The organism is Kitasatospora sp. NPDC090091 (genome assembly GCF_044747365.1).
In the GTDB taxonomy this organism is placed as follows: Bacteria; Actinomycetota; Actinomycetes; order Streptomycetales; family Streptomycetaceae; genus Kitasatospora.
The window spans coordinates 70841-88515 of the sequence record NZ_JBIVDY010000029.1; the positions used below are offsets into that span (position 1 = coordinate 70841).

Annotated in this window: 18 protein-coding genes; 5 read left to right on the forward strand and 13 right to left on the reverse strand. The window is 74.1% G+C overall.

What is annotated here, in order from left to right:
- Positions 1–126 precede the first annotated feature (126 nt).
- From ACIPSC_RS34585 to ACIPSC_RS34610, 6 genes are all read right to left on the reverse strand, one after another.
- Positions 127–1317, reverse strand: coding sequence for an ATP synthase F0 subunit B (locus ACIPSC_RS34585; protein WP_400832399.1), 1191 nt, complete (start codon positions 1315–1317; stop codon positions 127–129).
- A 207-nt stretch (positions 1318–1524) separates the two neighbouring features.
- The gene (coaD, locus tag ACIPSC_RS34590; RefSeq protein ID WP_238951359.1) at positions 1525–2016 is read right to left on the reverse strand and encodes a pantetheine-phosphate adenylyltransferase; all 492 of its coding nucleotides are present in this window, start codon (positions 2014–2016) and stop codon (positions 1525–1527) included.
- A gap of 50 nt (positions 2017–2066) precedes the next feature.
- Positions 2067–2651 (reverse strand): 16S rRNA (guanine(966)-N(2))-methyltransferase RsmD, encoded by a 585-nt coding sequence (gene rsmD, locus ACIPSC_RS34595; protein ID WP_313765663.1) that lies wholly within the window; start codon positions 2649–2651, stop codon positions 2067–2069.
- A gap of 148 nt (positions 2652–2799) precedes the next feature.
- Entirely contained in the window at positions 2800–3333 is a 534-nt protein-coding gene (locus tag ACIPSC_RS34600) for a hypothetical protein (RefSeq protein WP_238951361.1), read from the reverse strand.
- A 106-nt stretch (positions 3334–3439) separates the two neighbouring features.
- Positions 3440–5653, reverse strand: a complete 2214-nt coding sequence (gene recG, locus ACIPSC_RS34605; protein WP_400832410.1) for an ATP-dependent DNA helicase RecG — start codon at positions 5651–5653, stop codon at positions 3440–3442.
- Positions 5654–5789: 136 nt separating this feature from the next.
- Entirely contained in the window at positions 5790–7418 is a 1629-nt protein-coding gene (locus tag ACIPSC_RS34610) for a DAK2 domain-containing protein (protein ID WP_400832416.1), read from the reverse strand.
- A 282-nt stretch (positions 7419–7700) separates the two neighbouring features.
- Here ACIPSC_RS34610 and rpmB point away from each other — a divergent pair, with 282 nt between their 5' ends.
- Positions 7701–7886, forward strand: coding sequence for a 50S ribosomal protein L28 (rpmB, locus tag ACIPSC_RS34615; protein WP_078860753.1), 186 nt, complete (start codon positions 7701–7703; stop codon positions 7884–7886).
- A 163-nt stretch (positions 7887–8049) separates the two neighbouring features.
- Here rpmB and thiD read toward each other — a convergent pair whose 3' ends face one another.
- The 3 genes from thiD to ACIPSC_RS34630 form a co-directional block, all read right to left on the reverse strand.
- Entirely contained in the window at positions 8050–8862 is an 813-nt protein-coding gene (gene thiD, locus ACIPSC_RS34620) for a bifunctional hydroxymethylpyrimidine kinase/phosphomethylpyrimidine kinase (RefSeq protein ID WP_400832421.1), read from the reverse strand.
- A gap of 24 nt (positions 8863–8886) precedes the next feature.
- Entirely contained in the window at positions 8887–9912 is a 1026-nt protein-coding gene (locus tag ACIPSC_RS34625; RefSeq protein ID WP_400832425.1) for an ATP-dependent 6-phosphofructokinase, read from the reverse strand.
- A 264-nt stretch (positions 9913–10176) separates the two neighbouring features.
- On the reverse strand, positions 10177–11142 hold the full coding sequence (locus tag ACIPSC_RS34630; protein ID WP_313765658.1) for a thiamine-phosphate kinase: 966 nt from the start codon (positions 11140–11142) through the stop codon (positions 10177–10179).
- Between the two features lie 210 nt (positions 11143–11352).
- Between ACIPSC_RS34630 and ACIPSC_RS34635 the strand changes: the two genes are divergently transcribed.
- Positions 11353–11586 (forward strand): Lrp/AsnC family transcriptional regulator, encoded by a 234-nt coding sequence (locus ACIPSC_RS34635; protein WP_395294246.1) that lies wholly within the window; start codon positions 11353–11355, stop codon positions 11584–11586.
- A gap of 20 nt (positions 11587–11606) precedes the next feature.
- Positions 11607–12119: a DUF3515 domain-containing protein gene (locus ACIPSC_RS34640; RefSeq protein ID WP_400832430.1), complete on the forward strand. Its 513-nt coding sequence runs from the start codon at positions 11607–11609 to the stop codon at positions 12117–12119.
- Positions 12120–12216: 97 nt separating this feature from the next.
- On the opposite strand, the gene ACIPSC_RS34645 is transcribed toward ACIPSC_RS34640, so the two are convergent.
- The 3 genes from ACIPSC_RS34645 to ACIPSC_RS34655 all read right to left on the reverse strand — a co-directional run bounded on the left by ACIPSC_RS34645 (position 12217) and on the right by ACIPSC_RS34655 (position 15404).
- Entirely contained in the window at positions 12217–13359 is a 1143-nt protein-coding gene (locus ACIPSC_RS34645) for a D-alanine--D-alanine ligase family protein (RefSeq protein ID WP_400832433.1), read from the reverse strand.
- 216 nt (positions 13360–13575) lie between these two features.
- Positions 13576–14577, reverse strand: a complete 1002-nt coding sequence (locus tag ACIPSC_RS34650) for an NAD(P)H-dependent glycerol-3-phosphate dehydrogenase (RefSeq protein ID WP_400832436.1) — start codon at positions 14575–14577, stop codon at positions 13576–13578.
- Complete coding sequence (locus tag ACIPSC_RS34655) at positions 14574–15404, reverse strand: lysophospholipid acyltransferase family protein (RefSeq protein WP_400832439.1); 831 nt, start codon at positions 15402–15404, stop codon at positions 14574–14576. Before ACIPSC_RS34655 ends, ACIPSC_RS34650 begins: the two co-directional genes overlap by 4 nt.
- 218 nt (positions 15405–15622) lie before the next feature.
- Between ACIPSC_RS34655 and cofC the strand changes: the two genes are divergently transcribed.
- Together cofC and ACIPSC_RS34665 are read left to right on the forward strand one after the other, a co-directional pair.
- Positions 15623–16330, forward strand: coding sequence for a 2-phospho-L-lactate guanylyltransferase (gene cofC / locus ACIPSC_RS34660; protein ID WP_400832441.1), 708 nt, complete (start codon positions 15623–15625; stop codon positions 16328–16330).
- A gap of 43 nt (positions 16331–16373) precedes the next feature.
- Positions 16374–16595, forward strand: coding sequence for a hypothetical protein (locus tag ACIPSC_RS34665; protein ID WP_392883854.1), 222 nt, complete (start codon positions 16374–16376; stop codon positions 16593–16595).
- Positions 16596–16885: 290 nt separating this feature from the next.
- On the opposite strand, the gene ACIPSC_RS34670 is transcribed toward ACIPSC_RS34665, so the two are convergent.
- A complete protein-coding gene (locus tag ACIPSC_RS34670; protein ID WP_400832450.1) occupies positions 16886–17602 on the reverse strand; it encodes an HU family DNA-binding protein in 717 nt (238 codons plus the stop codon).
- Positions 17603–17675 lie beyond the last annotated feature (73 nt).

Here is a 17675-nt window from a genome sequence, read left to right on the forward strand (position 1 = left end):
CACTGCTCGCCGGACGATGCGCGGGCAGACCGACGGCCCGACACGGAGAGGCCGGAGTGGTCAGACTACCGGAGTCTCCGGCCAGGCCCAACTTCGGCCCCGATCGGCCCCGGCGGAGCACGCCCGTCAGCGGCCGCCGAGCTCCCGCAGCCTGGTCATGTCGATCATGCTGGTGTCGAAGAAGCTGGTCTCGTCCAGGCCGGCCTGCTGGTGCGGCACGGCCGGCGGGAGGGCCGGCTGCTGCGGGTAGCCCCCACCGGCCTCCGGACGGGGGTGGCCCCACTCGTCGTACTGCTGCTGCGCCTGGTAGCCCTGCTGGGGCTGCGGGTAGCCGTAGCCGCCCTGCTGGCCGCCGTCCTGGTAGCCCTGCTGCGGCTGCTGCTGCGGGTAGCCGTACTGCGCGCCGTACGGGTCGGCCTGGCCGGCCGGGTCGAAGCCGCCGCCGTACACCTCGGCGTACTGGCCGCCGGGCTGCTGCGTGGCCCCGTACTGGTCGACGCCGGGCTGCTGCCAGCCGGCCGCGGCCGGGGTCTGCTCGGGCCAGGTCTGCTGCTGCGGCACCTCCTCGCGGTACCACGGCACCTCCTCGCCGTCCTCGTCGGTGGCGAAGCCCGCCGCGACCGCCTCGGCGCGGTCCTTGGCCTGCTGGGCCTGGTCGGCGGCGGCCAGGTAGGCGCCCAGCTCGTCGATCGGGCGCTTGCCGAGCAGCTTGTCCCGGCCCTTGCCGACCGCCTCCAGGGTCGCGCTGAGCACGTTCTCCAGGGTGGCGAGCTTCACATCGACGTACTCGTCGACCTCCGGGCTCGGGCTGATCCGCTGCGGCCGGAACTCCTCGCCGTCGGTCTCGCCCTCGAAGTCGGCCTCGAAGACGCTGGAGTCGCCGCGCAGCTTGGTCCGGCCGCGGCCGACCGCACCGAGCGTCTTGGTGAGCACGACCTCGAAGTTGGCCAGCTTGCTGTCCACGTAGTCGTCGGCCTCGGCGCGCTTGGTGTCGACCTCGGCGCGGGCCTCGGCGAGGATCCGGTCGGCCTCGGACTGGGCCCGGCGGACCACCTCGGTGTCGGAGATCAGCGAACCGCGCTCGGTGTGCGCACCGTGGATGATCCGGTCGGCCTCGGCCTGGGCGTCGGCCACCACCTGCTCGTGGTCGGCCATCACCGACTGGGCCTGGGCCAGCTCGGCGGGCAGCGCCTCCCTGAGCTCCTGGAGCAGGCCGACCAGCTCGGCCCGGTTCACCACGCAGGAGGCCGACATGGGCATCGAGCGGGCGTTCTCGACGGCCGCGACGATCTCGTCGACCTTGTTCTGCACGTCCACGGGACTCCGTCTTTCCGTGTGCCGCCGACGCTCCGGCGGAGGCAGGCCCGACACGGTGGAACTCACCGCAGGGCAGGACTACAGACTGTACGGCCACTCCGGGCCGAGGTCACAACGACCGGCCCCCGACGCCCGCCCGGGCCCGGGACAAGTGGTGACGAACCGGCAGAAACGGACCACCGCCGGGCGCCCGGCGGGCGGAGGTGCCTACTGCTGCGCCTTACGCTCCGCGATCCGCTCGACCAGCCGGCGGTGCACCACCTCGGGCAGCAGGTGCGAGACGTCGCCCCCGTACGAGGCGACCTCCTTGACCAGCGTGGAGGACAGGAAGCTGTACGTCGGCGAGGTGGGCACGAAGAGCGTCTCGACGCCGGTCAGGCCGTGGTTCATCTGGGCCATCTGCAGCTCGTAGTCGAAGTCGCTGACGGCGCGCAGCCCCTTGACGATCGCCGGGATGCCGCGGTCCCGGCAGAAGTCCACCAGCAGGCCGAGGTGCGACTCGACCACGATGTTCCCGTAGGGCGCCGTGACCTCCTCGATCAGGGCGATCCGCTCGTCGATGGTGAACATGCCCTGCTTGTTCCGGTTGACCGCGACCGCGACGTGCACCACGTCGTACAGCTTCGAGGCCCGCTCGATGATGTCGAGGTGACCGTTGGTGATCGGGTCGAACGAACCGGGGCAGACGGCGCGGCGCATGGCGTGATGCTCCCTCGTGGGTGACGGGTGCTGCGGGCCTCCTCGGCCCGCTAGGGGTGGTGGCGGGTCTCGGCGGCGGCGCGACCGTACCAGAGGGTGCCCTCGCCGTAGCGGCGGGAGCGCAGCACCTCGAAGCCGTCCGGCCAGCCGAACTCACCGCCGCGGGTGCTGCGCTCCACGGTGACGAGTGCGTCGTCCGCGAGCCAGCCCCCCGCCGACAGTGTGATCAGCATCTCGCGCACCTCGTCATCGGTGACGACGTACGGCGGATCGAGGAAGACCAGGTCGTACGGGGCCTCCGGGGCGGGCCCGGCGATCACCTTCTCGGCCCGGGCCGCCTTCACCAGCGCCCCGGGCAGGTCGACGATCCGGACGTTCTCCCGGATCACCCGGGCCGCCTGGGCGTCCGCCTCGACCAGCAGGACGTGCTCGGCCCCGCGGGACAGCGCCTCCAGGCCGACCGCGCCGGACCCGCCGAACAGGTCCAGCATCCGGGCCCCGTGCAGGGTGCCGCGCAGCGACTCCAGGGTGGAGAACATCGCCTCGCGGGCCTTGTCGGAGGTCGGGCGGGTGCCCCGGCCGGGCGGTACGGCCAGCCGGCGGCCGCCGGCCGCCCCGGCGATGACGCGGGTCATGGTGGTGGGAGGTCCTTTCGTCGCTGCGCGACCACGCTATCCCGCCCCGGCCGCAGGTGGGCTCCCCCGGGCCCCTGACGGCGCACAGCCCCGCCGGACGGACCGGCGGGGCTGTGGCGGGGCTTGCGGGCCGTGCGGGGCCGGCGGCTCAGCCGGCGTCCGCCCCCGCGGACTGGGCCGGGATCGCCGCACCGAGGAGCGCCGGCGAGGCGTAGCGGGACCAGGAGAGGCAGCCGTCGGGCGGGCAGAACTCGGGGCGGCGCGGGTCGTGCCCGAGCTCGCGCAGCTTGGTGCGGACGGAGTCGGGCGTGCGGCCGAAGCGGGCGGCGATCCGGGCGATGGTCTCGCCGTCGTGGAACCGCCGGACCAGCTCCTCCTCGTGCTGCGGCACCCAGGGGGCGCCGTGGCCGGGGTAGAGCTCGCGCAGCACGTCGCGGTCGGGGATGGGCTCGGAGACGTCGGCGACGATGGCCAGGGCCCGGAGCGCGCGGTTCAGCGCGATCCGCAGCGAGGCGACGTCCTCGACCGGCAGGCGGAGCTTGCCCGAGGCGAGGGGCGCGGCGGCCTCCCCCTCGCGCCAGCCGGTCAGGGTGAGGGTGACCTCGCGGTCGTCGTCGCTGGCGAGTTCGATCCGGAAGACCTTGTCGCCCAGCGGGAGCTCGTTGAGATGACGGAATGCCATGGCAGGACCCCCAAATGTCGTGCCGGGTACGCACCTTGAGGGTGCGTCCCGAACAACTACATTCTCTCCCGGGGGTCTGACATTCCGGCGGCCCGTGCGCCCGCCCTCAGCCCTTCTCCATGTAGGCCGCACGGTCCGCGTCGAGCAGGCTCTCCAGCGCGGTGCGCAGCTCCGGGTGGGCGTCCAGGTCCGGGTCCTCGGCGACCAGCCGGGTGGCCTCGGCGCGCGCGGTCACGATGACCTCCTCGTCCTCCAGCACGGAGAGCACCTTCAGCGAGGACTTCACCCCGGACTGCGCCTGGCCCAGCACGTCGCCCTCGCGGCGCTGTTCGAGGTCGATCCGGGAGAGCGCGAAGCCGTCCAGGGTGCCGGCCACCGCGTCCAGCCGGGCCCGGGCCGCGCTGGCCGCGGGCATGTCGCTGACCAGCAGGCAGAGGCCGGGCGCGCTGCCGCGCCCGACCCGGCCGCGCAGCTGGTGCAGCTGGGAGACGCCGAAGCGGTCGGCATCCATGATCACCATGGCGGTGGAGTTCGGCACGTTGACACCGACCTCGATCACCGTGGTGGCGACCAGCACGTCGACCTCGCCGGCGGCGAACCGGCGCATCACCTCGTCCTTGGCGTCCGGGGCGAGCCGGCCGTGCAGGATCTCCACCCGCAGCCCGGCCAACGGGCCCTTCACCAGCATCTCGGCGGTCTCCACGACGGAGAGCGGGGGCCGGCGCTCGTCGCTGTCGGCGCCGGCGTCCGCGACGTCCTCCAGGTCCTCCTCGGCGGCCCTGCGCCGCTTCTTCGGCTCGGCGGGCTCCTCGTCCCCGATCCGGGGACAGACCACGTACGCCTGGTGGCCCTTGGCCACCTCCTCGCGGACCCGCTCCCAGGCCCGGGCCAGGAAGTTGGGCTTCTCCACGGCCGGGACGACGTGCGTGGAGATCGGCGAGCGGCCGGCCGGCAGCTGGTCCAGCACGGACGTCTCCAAGTCCCCGAAGACCGTCATCGCGACCGTGCGCGGGATCGGGGTGGCCGTCATCACCAGCAGGTGCGGCGGCTGTTCGCCCTTGGCCCGCAGCGCGTCCCGCTGCTCGACGCCGAAGCGGTGCTGCTCGTCCACCACGACCAGGCCGAGGTCCTGGAACTGCACCTTGTCCTCGATCAGCGCATGGGTGCCGATCGCGATGCCGGCGTCGCCGCAGGCCATGTCGAGCAGCGCCTGGCGGCGGGCCGGCACGCCCATCGAGCCGGTCAGCAGCACGACCCGGGTGCCGAGGTCCGAGCCGCCGAGCATGCCGCCCTCGGCGAGGTCGCCCATCATCTCGACGATCGAGCGGTGGTGCTGCTGCGCGAGGACCTCGGTGGGTGCCAGCAGCACGGCCTGGCCGCCCGCGTCGACCACGGCCAGCATGGCCCGCAGCGCGACGAGCGTCTTCCCGGAGCCGACCTCGCCCTGGAGCAGCCGGTGCATCGGGTGCTCGCTCGCCAGGTCGGCGGCGATCTCGGCGGAGACCTTCTGCTGGCCCTCGGTGAGGGTGAACGGGAGCCGGGCGTCGAAGGCGTCCAGCAGGCCGTCCGCGCACGGCCTGCGCGGGACGGCGGGAAGGGCGGAATCGGCCGCCCGACGCCGGGCTAGGGCGACCTGGAGGACGAAGGCCTCGTCCCAGCGGAGCCGGCTCTGGGCCCGCTCGCGGTCGGCCTGGCTGCGCGGCCGGTGGATCAGCTCCAGCGCCTCGGGCAGCGGGATCAGGTCGTGCCGCTCGCGCAGTTCCGCGGGCAGCGGCTCGCCGACGTCGGCCAGGTGCTTGGTGAGCGCGGTCTCGATGCAGATGGACAGCTTCCAGCTGGGCATCTGGGCGCTGGCGCCGTACACCGGGATGAGCCGGCCGGCGAACTGCCGGGCGGCGTCGGAGCCGGCGTCCTCGTCGAGCAGCTGGTAGTCCGGCGAGACGAGCTGGCGGCTCCGGTTGAAGACGCCGACCTTGCCGGCGAACAGGCCCTGGGCGCCCGCCTTCAGCTCCTTCTGCCGCCAGCCCTGGTTGAAGAAGACCAGCGAGAGCCGGCTGCGGCCGTCGGTGACGACGACCTCCAGGCGGTCGCCCTTGCGCCCGCGGAACGGGATCAGGGTGACCTTCTCGATCCGGGCGAGCACGGTGACGTGCTCGTCGATCTCCAGCTCGTCCAGGCTGGTGAGCTGGCCGCGTTCGACGTAGCGGCGCGGATAGTGGTGCAGCAGGTCGCCGACCGTGCGCAGCTTGAGGCTGTCGGCGAGCACCTTCGCGGTGCGGTCGCCGACGAGCTTGGTCAGTGGTTCATCGAGAGCGCCCATCAGGCCCCTGTTTACACCACCGCACCGACATTCCGGGCGTTCCCCGCCCGGGCTCCGCGCCCGCCCCTGCCGGCCGGCGGCCGGGGCCCGTCCTGCGGACCGGCCCGGGGTCGCGGCGCGACCCACAAGTCAGGCCCTACTCGACCCCGATGAGCACCGCCGCCGACTCCTGCCCGCCGTGGAACACCACCGCGTCGACCTCCGGCCGCCGGTGCCGGGCGTGCGCGACCAGTGTCTCGGCGAGCCCGTCGGGCACGCCCCCGCCGAGTACCAGGGTGACCAGTTCGCCGCCGGCGCCGAGCATCCGGTCCAGCACGCTGCTGCCGACCCCGGCGAGGTCCGCGCCGATCAGCGCCACGTCGCCGTCGATCAGGCCGAGCACGTCCCCGGCCTGGCAGACCCCGGCCATGGTCCAGGACTCCCCCTCGGCGACGGCGAGTTCGGCGTACCGGGTGGCGCCGGCGGCCGAGGTCATGGCGACCACGTCCTCGTCGAAGCGCCGCCCGGCCTCGTGCACGGCGAGCGCGGCCAGGCCCTGGACCGGCGAGCGGGTGGGCAGCACGGCGATCCGCACGCCCTCCTCGCGCAGCTGGTCGGCGGCGGCGCCGGCGGCGGCCCGCAGCTCGGGGTCGTTGAGCAGCAGCACGACCTCCCGGGCGCCGGCCCGGCGGACGGCGGCGGCCAGTTCGGCGCTGGCCGGGGGACGGTCCGGGTCGGCGTGCAGGACGACCGCGCCGGACTGCTCGCAGAGCTCGGCCAGCCCGGTGCCGGAGACCACCGAGAGCACCGCGCGGGTGCGCTCCTCGCGCTCGCCCCGGTCCGCGGCGGTGCCGGAGCGGGCGGCGGCCTCGGCGAAGTGGGTGATCCGGATCTGGTGCGGCCGCCCGGCCCGGACCCCGGCCTCGACGGCGGCGCCCGCGTCGTCCACGTGCACGTGGACGTTCCAGAGGCCGTCGCCGCCGCCGACCACCAGGGAGTCGCCGAGCCCGCCGAGCGTCTCGCGCAGCGCGGGCAGCGCGTCGTCGGGGGCGTCCAGCAGGTAGATGACCTCGAAGGCGGGGTGGCCGGGGCCGGGCGGGCGCAGGTGCGTCTCGCACCGCTCGACCCGGACGTCCCCGCGCAGCGCGACCGGGCCCATCGGCTGGTGGCCGGCGACGGCGTCGGCGAGCGCGCCGAGGACGGCGACCAGGCCGCGCCCGCCGGCGTCCACCACCCCGGCCTCGGCCAGGACGGCGAGCTGCTCCGGGGTGTGCCGCAGTGCGTCCCGGGCGGCCCGGTGGGCGGTGTCGGCGACCTGGGCGAGCCCGCCCCCGGCCCGGACGGCCTCCCGGGCGGCGACCCGGGCGACGGTCAGCAGCGTGCCCTCGACCGGTTCGGCGACGGCCTGGTACGCGGAGTCGGCGGCCCGCTGGAGCGCGGCCCGCAGCTGGTCGGCGCCGCCGCCCTCGGCGAGCGTCTCGGCGGTGCCGCGCAGCCACTGGGCCAGGATCACGCCGGAGTTGCCGCGCGCGCCGATCAGCGCGCCGCGGGCCATCGCCCGGACCGTCTCGGCCAGCCCGGGCGGCGGGCCGGCGGCGGGGTCGGCGAAGCGGCTCTCCACCTCGGCGGCGGCGGACTCCACGGTCAGGTACAGGTTGGTGCCGGTGTCGCCGTCCGGGACGGGGTAGACGTTGAGTGCGTCGATCTCCTCGCGTGCCTGGCCGAGTGCGCGCAGAGCCAGCTGGCACCAGCTGCGCACGGCCGGGGCGTCGAGCGTGTGCAGCACCAGGTCTCCTCCGGATGGGACGCCGCGATGGCCCGAGGGTGAACGGCGAGGGGTGATACCTGGCAGGTTATCGGGGGCCGGAGGGCGCCGCCGGGGGCGGCGAGCGAAGCGATCACCTGCCGGATCGTGGTAGTTTCGTTGAACGGGAGCAGGCGTTGTATGCTCTCCCGGTTGCCCGGAACAGTCCGGGCTCACCCCTCGGCCCGGTTCGGTTCACGTGAGTGCTCCGCTGGTTCGGCGGGGTTTCGAATGTAAGTGATCTGAAGTCTTGGAGTGACTCCTGTGGCTGCCAACTGCGACGTCTGCGGCAAGGGGCCGGGCTTCGGCAACAGCATCTCCCACTCTCACCGCCGCACCTCCCGTCGTTGGAACCCCAACATCCAGACGGTGCGCGCTGTGGTTGGGCGGACGCCGAAGCGGCTCAACGTCTGCACCTCGTGCATCAAGGCCGGTAAGGTCTCGCGCTGACGCGCAGACCGGTACGCCGGTCCTCCAGTAAGCCGGTTCATCCTCGGATGGACCGGCTTCCTGTCTTTCCGGTCCGGCCGGCCCCCGTCGACTCCGCCCGTCGGGGGCCGGCGGTGTTCCGCAGCGCCCGGGTGGGCGGGCCCCAGGGCCCGCCCACCACCGTTCAGCGCCAGCGCCAGGCGTGGTCCACCGGGCCGATCCCCGCGCCGAGCGCGAAGCCGCCGGCGATCGCACCGGTGATGTACTCCTTCGCGGAGGCCACCGCCTCCGGCAGCGACTCGCCCTTGGCGAGCCCGGCCGCGATCGAGCTGGCCAGTGTGCAGCCGGTGCCGTGGGTGTGCCGGTTGTCGTACCGGGGCGCCCGGTACCAGTGCTCCTCCCCCGCGCCGCCGTAGAGCAGGTCCGCCGCCTCGCCCTCCAGGTGGCCGCCCTTCACCAGCACCCAGCGCGGCCCGAGGTCGAGCAGCGCCTTGGCCGCGTCCAGCATCTGGCCCTCGTGCTCGACGGTGCGGCCGGTGAGCTGCGTCACTTCGTGCAGGTTGGGCGTGGCGAGGGTGGCGACCGGCAGCAGCTTCTCCCGGACGGTGGCCACCGCCTCGGCGGCGAGCAGGGCGTCACCGTGCTTGGAGACGCCGACCGGGTCGACCACCACCGGGGCGTCCACCCCGGCGAGCAGCTCGGAGACGGTCTCGACCAGCTCGATCGAGGCGAGCATCCCGGTCTTCACCGCCTGCACGCCGATGTCGTCCACCACACTGCGGAACTGGGCCCGGACGGCCTCGGCCGGCAGCTCCCAGTAGCCCTGGACGCCGAGCGAGTTCTGCGCGGTGACGGCGGTGATCACGCTCATGCCGTGGACGCCGAGGGCGAGCATGGCCTTCAGGTCGGCCTGGATGCCGGCGCCGCCGCCGGAGTCGGATCCGGCCACCGTGAGGACGCGGGGCGGTGCCTCGCGGGGAGGTGCAGTCGAAAGCATGGGGCCCAACCTACCCCCGGCCGCTCAGAGCACGGCCTCCGATTCCGCCCAGCGGTCCTTCGGCACGGTCTTGAGGCGGGTGACCGCCTCCCCCACCGGCACCAGCCGGATCTCGTTGCGGCGCAGCGCGGTGAAGTGGCCGAACGCGCCCTGGTGGACGGCCTCGACCGCGTGCCAGCCGAACCGGGTGGCGAGCACCCGGTCGCGGGCGGTGGGGGTGCCGCCGCGCTGGGTGTGGCCGAGGATGACCGGGCGGGCCTCCTTGCCGAGCAGGTCCTCCAGCTCGTGGGCGAGCCGGTTGCCGATCCCGCCGAAGGTCTGGTGGCCGTACTGGTCGACGGCGCCGTGGTCGAAGCGCAGCGTTCCGGGCAGCGGCGCCGCGCCCTCCGCGACGGCGATGATGGCGAACTTCTTGCCGCGGGAGAACCGGTCCTCGACCATCCGGGCCACCGCCTCGATGTCGAAGGGCTTCTCCGGGATCAGGATGCCGTGCGCACCGCCCGCCATCCCGGCGGTCAGGGTGATCCAGCCGGTGTGGCGGCCCATCAACTCCACGACCATGACGCGCTGGTGGGACTCCGCGGTGGTCTTCAGCCGGTCGATCGCCTCGGTCGCGACGTGCACCGCGGTGTCGAAGCCGAAGGTGACGTCGGTGGCGTCGATGTCGTTGTCGATGGTCTTCGGCACGCCGACCACCGGCAGTCCGGCGTCGCTGAACATCTTCGCGGCGGTCAGTGTGCCCTCGCCGCCGATCGTGATCAGCGCGTCGATGCCGACGTCCCGGGCGAGGGTCCGTGCGTTGTCCACCGCCCAGGCGATCCGGTCGCGCTTGACCCGGGCCGAGCCGAGGATGGTGCCGCCCAGCGTCAGCAGACCGGTGACGTCGTCGTGCGAGACCGGGCGGGTGCGGCCCTCGATCAGACCGAGGAAACCGTCCTCGATGCCGACGATCTCGTCACCGTGCACATCCGTGCCGCGGTGCACCACGGAGCGGATCACGGCGTTGAGGCCCGGGCAGTCGCCGCCGCTGGTCAGGACACCGATGCGCATGATGGGTGGGCTCTCCCGCTCCGCAGTGGTTCGGACCACCCGCACCGGACGGGCGGGCGGGCTCGGTTCACCGCCAGCGTACGCGCCGGCCCCGGCCGGAGCCGGGCGCTTCGCCCATGGGAGGGGCGCGCGGCGTTGCACCACGCGCCGGGGAGGTGCGCAGGAGAGCCCGCGGGGCCGGAGGTTCGGCCCGACGTGGCGACCCGGCGCGCCCGGCGGGGCGCCAACCGCCCCGCCGGCCGGGCCACTCGGCGAGCGGCGCGGTCACTCCGCGAAGTGGTCCCAGCCGCCGACCCGGTCCCAGGCCTCGCCGTCCACCGTCACCCGGCCGCCGCGGGCCGCCCGCGCCGGGGCCGTGACCTCGCCCACCACCCGCCAGCGGGCGGGGAGTTGGACGCCGCGCGGGAAGGTCGCCACGATCGCGTGGTCCTCGCCGCCGGAGAGCACCCAGACCAGCGGGTCCACACCGACCGCCTGGCCGATGTCGGCCATCTGCGCCGGCACGTCGAAGTCGGCGGCGCGCAGGTCGATGTCCACCCCGCTGGCCCGCGCGACGTGGCCGAGGTCGGCCACCAGCCCGTCGCTCACGTCGACCATCGCGGTGGCGCCCAACTCGGCCGCGGCCGGTCCCGCGTGGTACGGCGGCTCGGGCCGGCGGTGCGCCTCGACGAAGGCGCGCGGCGAACGGAAGCCGCGCTGCAGCACGGTCAGCCCGGCCGCGGACCAGCCCAGCCAGCCGGTGACGGCGACCACGTCGCCCACCTTCGCCCCGGCGCGCGTCACGGGCGCACGCCCCTGGAGATCCCCGAGCGCCGTGATGGCCAGCGTGATGACGTCCCCGCGCACCACGTCCCCGCCGACCACCGTCGCGCCGGCCACCTGGCACTCGTCCCGCAGGCCGTCCATCAGCTCGGTGGCCCAGGTGGTGGGCAGGTCGGCCGGGGCGACCAGGCCGAGCAGTATCGCCGTCGGCACCGCGCCCATCGCGGCCACGTCGGCGAGGTTCTGGGCGGCGGCCTTGCGGCCCACGTCGTAGGCGGTCGACCAGTCGCGGCGGAAGTGCCGGTTCTCGATCAGCACGTCCGTGGTGGCCACCACCCGGCCGTCCGGCGCCTTCACCACGGCGGCGTCGTCGCCCGGGCCGAGGTCGACCGCGGCGGTGAGCGGTACCCGGGCGGTCAGCTCCCTGATGAGGCCGAACTCGCCGAGCTCGCCCACGGTCCCCTGCATCTGCCGTCCTCTCGCGTTTGAAATAAGAACTCCTGCGGTACGCGCTCCCCCGCGCGCAGCGTACGCCCTCCGGCGGTGCAGAGGTCTCCCTCCCGGGGGCCCCGCGCGGTAGCGTGGTGATCAGACTGCCCGTGAGCCCGTTCCACCCCCGACGCCCGACCGGGCGATCACGGCGCCGATCCCCGTACCCAGCCGCCGGGAGGTCCTTCCGTGGTACAGGCATACATCCTGATCCAGACCGAGGTCGGAAAGGCCACCGCGGTGGCCGATGCGATCACCAAGATCGCCGGAGTCCTCCAGGCCGAGGACGTGACCGGCCCCTACGACGTGATCGTCCGGGCCGAGGCCGAGACCGTCGACGCGCTGGGCCGCCTGGTGGTGGCCAAGGTGCAGCAGATCGAGGGCATCACCCGCACCCTCACCTGTCCGGTGGTCCACCTGTAAGGCCCGGCTACCATCGGCGGGTGTCCAGAGACCTCCGCGTTCCCCGCGCCCTGGCAGCGCTGCCGGCCCCGATCCGCTGGCTGGCGCTGCCGGTCGCGCTGACCTGCACGGTTGTCGTGCTGCTCGGCATCTGGTCCGAGCCCGAGCAGATCGAGGTGCCGGAACCGGCCCCCAAGGCGGCCGGCTACTGCCGGAACCTCGCCGCCGCACTGCCGCAGGATCTGCTCGGCCACGCCCGCAAGGACCCGTCGCCGGCCTCGCCGTACGTGGCCGCGTGGGCCGGTTCGCCGCGCATCGTGCTGCGCTGCGGCGTGGACCGCCCGGAGCAGCTGAACGGCGAGGCCGCCAAGGACTACTCCCCCACCGTCGACGACGTCACCTGGTGGCCGCAGAAGCTCGACGACGGCGGCTACCGGTTCACCTCGACGATGCGCAAGGCGTACGTCGAGGTGACCGTCCCCGGCGGGGCCGCCGCCAACCCGTTCGACCCGGTCGCCGCACTCAGCGCAGCGGTGAAGGCGAACATCCCGTAGCGGCGGACGTCCCACGGCGGGCACTCCCCGCAGCAGCGGCACCGACGGAGGGCGGGCCGGGAGCAGCTCCCGGCCCGCCCTCGTCGTCGGGTGCGGACTACCGCAGGCCGGTCGAGCGGCCCAGCGCCGCCTGGAGCAGCCGGTCGATCAGTTCCGGGTAGGCCAGTCCGGTGGCCTCCCACATCTTCGGGTAGGCCGAGATCGGGGTGAAGCCGGGCATGGTGTTGACCTCGTTGACCATCCAGCTGCCGTCCTCCAGCAGGAAGAAGTCGACGCGGGCCAGGCCCTCGCAGCCGAGCGCCTCGAACGCGGCGATCGCCTGGCGGCGGATCTCCGCGGTCTCCTCCGCGCTCAGTTCCGCCGGGATCCGCACCTCGGAGGAGTCGATGTACTTGGCCTCGAAGTCGTAGAACTCGTAGCCGCCGCCGACCAGGACCTCGCCCGGCACGCTGGCGCGCAGGCCGTCCTCGAACTCCAGCACGCCGCACTCGATCTCGCGGCCGGTCACGCCCGCCTCGATAATCAGCTTGGGGTCGTGCCGGCGGGCCTCCTCGATCGCGGCGTCGAGGTCCGCGAGGTCCTTGACCTTGGTGATGCCGATGCTGGAGCCGGCCCGGCAGGGCTTCACGAACAGCGGCAGGCCCAGCTCGGCGGCCCGCTCGCGGACGGCGTCCCGGCCGGCCTCGGTCTCCCAGTCGCGCGGGCGGACGATGGTGTACCGGCCGACGCCCAGGCCGTGCGAGGCCAGGATCCGCTTGGTGAACTCCTTGTCCATGCCGACCGCGCTGGAGAGCACGCCGTTGCCGACGTAGGGCACGCCGGAGAGCTCCAGCAGGCCCTGCAGGGTGCCGTCCTCGCCCCAGGGGCCGTGCAGCAGCGGGAACACCACGTCGACCTCGCCGAGCACCTTGGGGGCGGTCCCCGGCTCGCTGAGGACCACCTCGCGGCTGCCGGGGGCGGCCGGCAGGGACACCTGGCCCTCGACGGCCTCGGCGACGTGGGCGACGTCCGGCAGCCGGCCGTCGGTGATGGCCATCCGGGACGGCTCGTCGCTCACCAGCGCCCAGCGGCCCTCGTGGGTGATGCCGATCGGCAGCACGTCGTACTTCTCGCGGTCGATCGCCCTGAGCACGCTGCCCGCGGTGGACACCGAGATGGCGTGCTCGGAGCTGCGCCCGCCGAAGACCAGCGCAACACGCGGCTTCGCGGACGGGTTCGGGGAGGTCTGTTCGATGCTCATATCGCGTTCGAGACTACCGTGCGAGGTGTTTCCGGAAAGTCAGCCGCCCCGGGGCACCGCCGGGTGGGCGACGGACCGCCCGGGAACCGCCCTCCGACGCCTCGGGGCCGCCCGGCGCCCCGGCGGCGCCCGATGCCGTTCGAATCGGTGCCGTTCGTACCGGTGCGGTCCGCAGTGCGGTCCGGACCGGCGTGGTCCGGACCTGCGCAGGCCGTGTCAGTGCCGTTCGGCCTTGGCCGAGCGGGACATCAGCGCCTGCAGCGCCTCCTGGGTGGGGCGCCCGTTGTGCACGACGTCCACCACGGCCTCGACGATCGGCATGTCGACGCCGCTGCGCCGGGCCAGGTCGAGCACCGACTCGCAGGACTTCACGCCCTCCGCGGTCTGCCGGGTGGCGGCGATGGTCTCCGCCAGCGACATCCCCCGGCCCAGGTTGGTGCCGAAGGTGTGATTGCGGGAGAGCGGCGAGGAACAGGTCGCCACCAGGTCGCCCATGCCGGCCAGCCCGGCGAAGGTGTACGGGTCGGCGCCCAGCGCCAGCCCCAGCCGGGTGGTCTCGGCCAGGCCGCGGGTGATCAGCGTCGCCTTGGTGTTGTCGCCCAGACCCATGCCGTCGGCCATGCCGACCGCCAGGCCGATCACGTTCTTCACCGCGCCGCCCAGCTCGCAGCCGATCACGTCGGTGTTGGTGTACGGGCGGAAGTACGGCGTGTGGCACGCGGCCTGGAGCCGCTTGGCGACCGCCTCGTCGGCGCAGGCGACCACGCTCGCCGCGGGCTGCCGGTTGGCGATCTCGCGGGCCAGGTTGGGGCCGCTGACCACCGCGACCCGCTCCGGCCCGACCCCGGCGACCTCGGCGATGACCTCGCTCATCCGCTTGGCGGTGCCGAGTTCGATGCCCTTCATCAGGCTCACCAGCACGGTCTGCGGCTCGATCAACGGGGCCCAGGCGCCCAGGTTCTCGCGCAGCGTCTGCGAGGGCACGGCGAGCACCGCGAAGTCCGCGCCGGCCAGCGCCTCGGCGGCGTCGGTGGTGGCCCGGACCGAGTCCGGAAGCGACACCTGCGGCAGGTAGTCCGGGTTCACCCGGGTGGTGTTGACGGCGTCGACCAGCTCCTTGCGGCGGCCCCAGAGGACCACCTCGCAGCCGGCGTCGGCGAGGACCAGCGCGAACGCCGTCCCCCAGGAGCCCGTCCCGAACACGGCACAGCGGGTCACTTGGCGGCCTCCTCGTCACCGTTGCTGCGATTGCCTGCCGCGCGCTGCCGCTCGGCCGCGGCCGCCTCGGCCCGGTGCCGGGCCGCCGCGCGCATGTCGTAGCGCTCGGCCGGCGGCTCCTCGCCGCGGATGCCGGCGAGGACGGCGGTGATGGCCTCCATGATGTCCTCGGTGGCGTCCTTGAGGACCTGCGGGGTCAGCTCCTGGCCCTGGTACTTGCTCAGGTCCACCGCCGGCCCGGCCGCCACGGTCACCCGGTGGCGCGGGAAGAGGTTGAACTTCCCCTTGCCGGAGCCGCCCCTGCCGTACGGCGGGATGATCTCGTGCGCGCCCCAGTGCGCCACCGGGATCACCGGCGCACCGGTCATCAGCGCGACCCGGGCCACCCCGCTCTTGCCGGTCATCGGCCACAGGTCCGGGTCCCGGGTGAGCGTGCCCTCCGGGTAGAACTGCACGCACTGGCCGCCGTTCACCGCGTCGATCGCGGCCCGGAACGCCTGCGCGGCATCGGTCGACTCGCGGAACACCGGGATCTGGCCGGTCTTGCGCAGCATGAAACCGATGAACGGGATCGAGAACAGCGAGGACTTGCCGAGGATCCGCGGCGGGCGCCCGCTGTTGTACTGCCAGTGCGCGTACACCACCGGGTCGATGATCGAGTTGTGGTTGACCGCGGCGATGAAGCCGCCCTCCTTCGGGAGGTGCTCCCAGCCCCGCCAGTCGGGCTTCACCAGCGCGGTCGTCACCGGCTTCACCAGCACGGCCGCGAAGCGGTACCAGATGCCGTAGTCGGCGTTGCCGAAGCTGGCGTACGAGCGGCGGGCCACCCCAGGTCCTCCTCTTCCGGTGCGGCACCCGGGGTGCCGCAGGTTCTCTCGCCTCCCGCGGGCCCCGGTGCGGGGCGCGGGCGCGGAACAGTCTCGCCCCACCGCCGACCGGCTGTCGAGCAACCCCGCCAGCACCTCCGGCGGGCGTGACCAAACGCACGTCCGCACAGCTCGGACGGCCTGGCGAGGGTTCCGGGACCAGCGCCACAATGACGCCGATGACCCAGGACACCGTACGCCCCAGCGGGGCCGTCGCGCCCCCCGCACCCGCCTCCGACTGGTCGCTGGTGCTGCCGCTCAAGCCGCCGGCCCTGGCGAAGACCCGGCTCGCGCCGTTCGCCGGAGCGCACCGCTCGGACCTCGCGCTCTGCTTCGCCCTGGACACCGTCGCGGCCGCGCTGGCCACGCCCGGCGTGGCCCGGGTCCTGGTCGTCACCCGGGACGCGGCAGCCGGCGCCCGGCTCGCCGCACTCGGTGCCGCGGTGGTCGCCGACGAACCCGGGGGCGGTCTCAACCACGCACTGGCGCACGGCGCGGCGGCCGCGCTGGCACTGGCTCCGAACGCGCCGCTGGCCACGCTCTCGGCCGACCTGCCGGCCCTGCGCCCGGCCGAACTGGCCCGGGTGCTGGCCGCCGTGCCCTCGACCGGCCGGGCTTTCCTGGCGGACACCCCCGGCCTGGGCACCACGCTGCTGGCCTGCGCCCCGGGCAGCCCGCTCGCGCCCGCCTTCGGCGACGGCTCCCGGGAGCGCCACGCGGCCGGCGGCGCCCGTGAACTCCGCCTGGCCGGCGTGGATTCGGTGCGCCGGGACGTCGACACCGGGGCGGACCTCGGCGAGGCCCTCGCGCTCGGCGTCGGCCCGCACACCGCCGCCCTGTCGGCCCGGCTCGGCTACTCCCCCGCCCCGCCCGCCGCGCAGCGCTGAGACGGCTCCGGGGCCGGGCGTCAGCGCTCGCTATGCTGCTGCCATGCAGGCCACCGCGTTCACCTTCGACCCCGCCACCCGGGCCGGCTCCGTGCTGCTCGACGACGGGACCCCGGTGCCGTTCGACGCGGCCGCCTTCGACGCCGGCGGCCTCCGGCTGCTGCGCCCCGGTCAGCGGGTGCGGATCCGCACCGAGGGCACCGGCGAGGCCCGCCGGGTCGTCTTCGTGACGCTGCAGACCTTCCCCGACCCGGCCGAGGCCTGACGCCCCGGGCGTCCGATCACCGGGCCGCCCGAGAGCGGGCCGCGCACCGGCCCGAGCACCGGCCCGAGCACCGGCCACCGCCGGGGGTTCGCCCACCGAACAGGCGCATCGGCGCCGTCGCGCGCCCCTGCCGCACCCCATCGCGCCCGCCGTACTTCTCGTGGCCGACGCCCAACACCCCCGCCGCGCCCGGCCTCGCCCGGCCTCGCCCGGAAAGCGAAGAGCCGTGGCGGCCCGCCCCCGGAACCCCGGGAGGGGTGCGCCACGGCTCAGGCAGGCCGTCCGCGGACTTACTTCGCGGTGGTCTTGCGCGCGGTGGTCTTGCGGGTGGCGGTCTTCTTCGCCGGAGCCGTCTTCTTGGCCGTGGCGGTCGCCTTCTTGGCGGCGGCCGCAGTGGTCTTCTTGGCGGCAGCGGTGGTCGCCGTCTTCTTGGCGGCAGCCGTGGTCTTCTTGGCGGCGGTCGCGGTGGTCTTCTTCGCCGCGGCCGTGGTGGCCTTCTTGGTGGCGGTCGCCTTCTTGGCGGCGGTCGCCGTGGTCTTCTTGGCCGCGGCGGTGGTCGCCGTCTTCTTGGCGGCAGCCGTGGTCTTCTTGGCGGCGGCCGGGGTCGCGGCGGCGGCGGCACGCTTGGTGGCGGCGCGCTTGGCGGCCGGGGTCGCGGCGACACCGCTCTTGCCCGGGGTGAGGGAGCCCTTGGGGGCCTTCTTCACCGAGGGGCCTTCCTTCGGCAGCTTCTTGCTGCCGCTGACCAGGTCCTTGAAGCCCTGGCCCGGACGGAAGCGGGGCACCGAGGTCTTCTTGACCTTGACCTTCTCGCCGGTCTGCGGGTTGCGGGCGAAGCGCGCGGAGCGCTCCACCTTCTCAAAGGTGCCAAAACCGGTGACCGACACCCGGTCGCCGGCCACGACGGCGCGGACCATGGTGTCGAGCACTGCGTCGACGGCCTCTGCGGCAGCCTTGCGACCGCCCAGCTGCTCGGCCACCGCTTCGACAAGCTGAGCCTTGTTCACGTCTTCCCCTTCGGAAACGGGCGCCGGATGATTCCATCCGTTCATTTCGCACGTTAGGTATGTATCTGCGGAC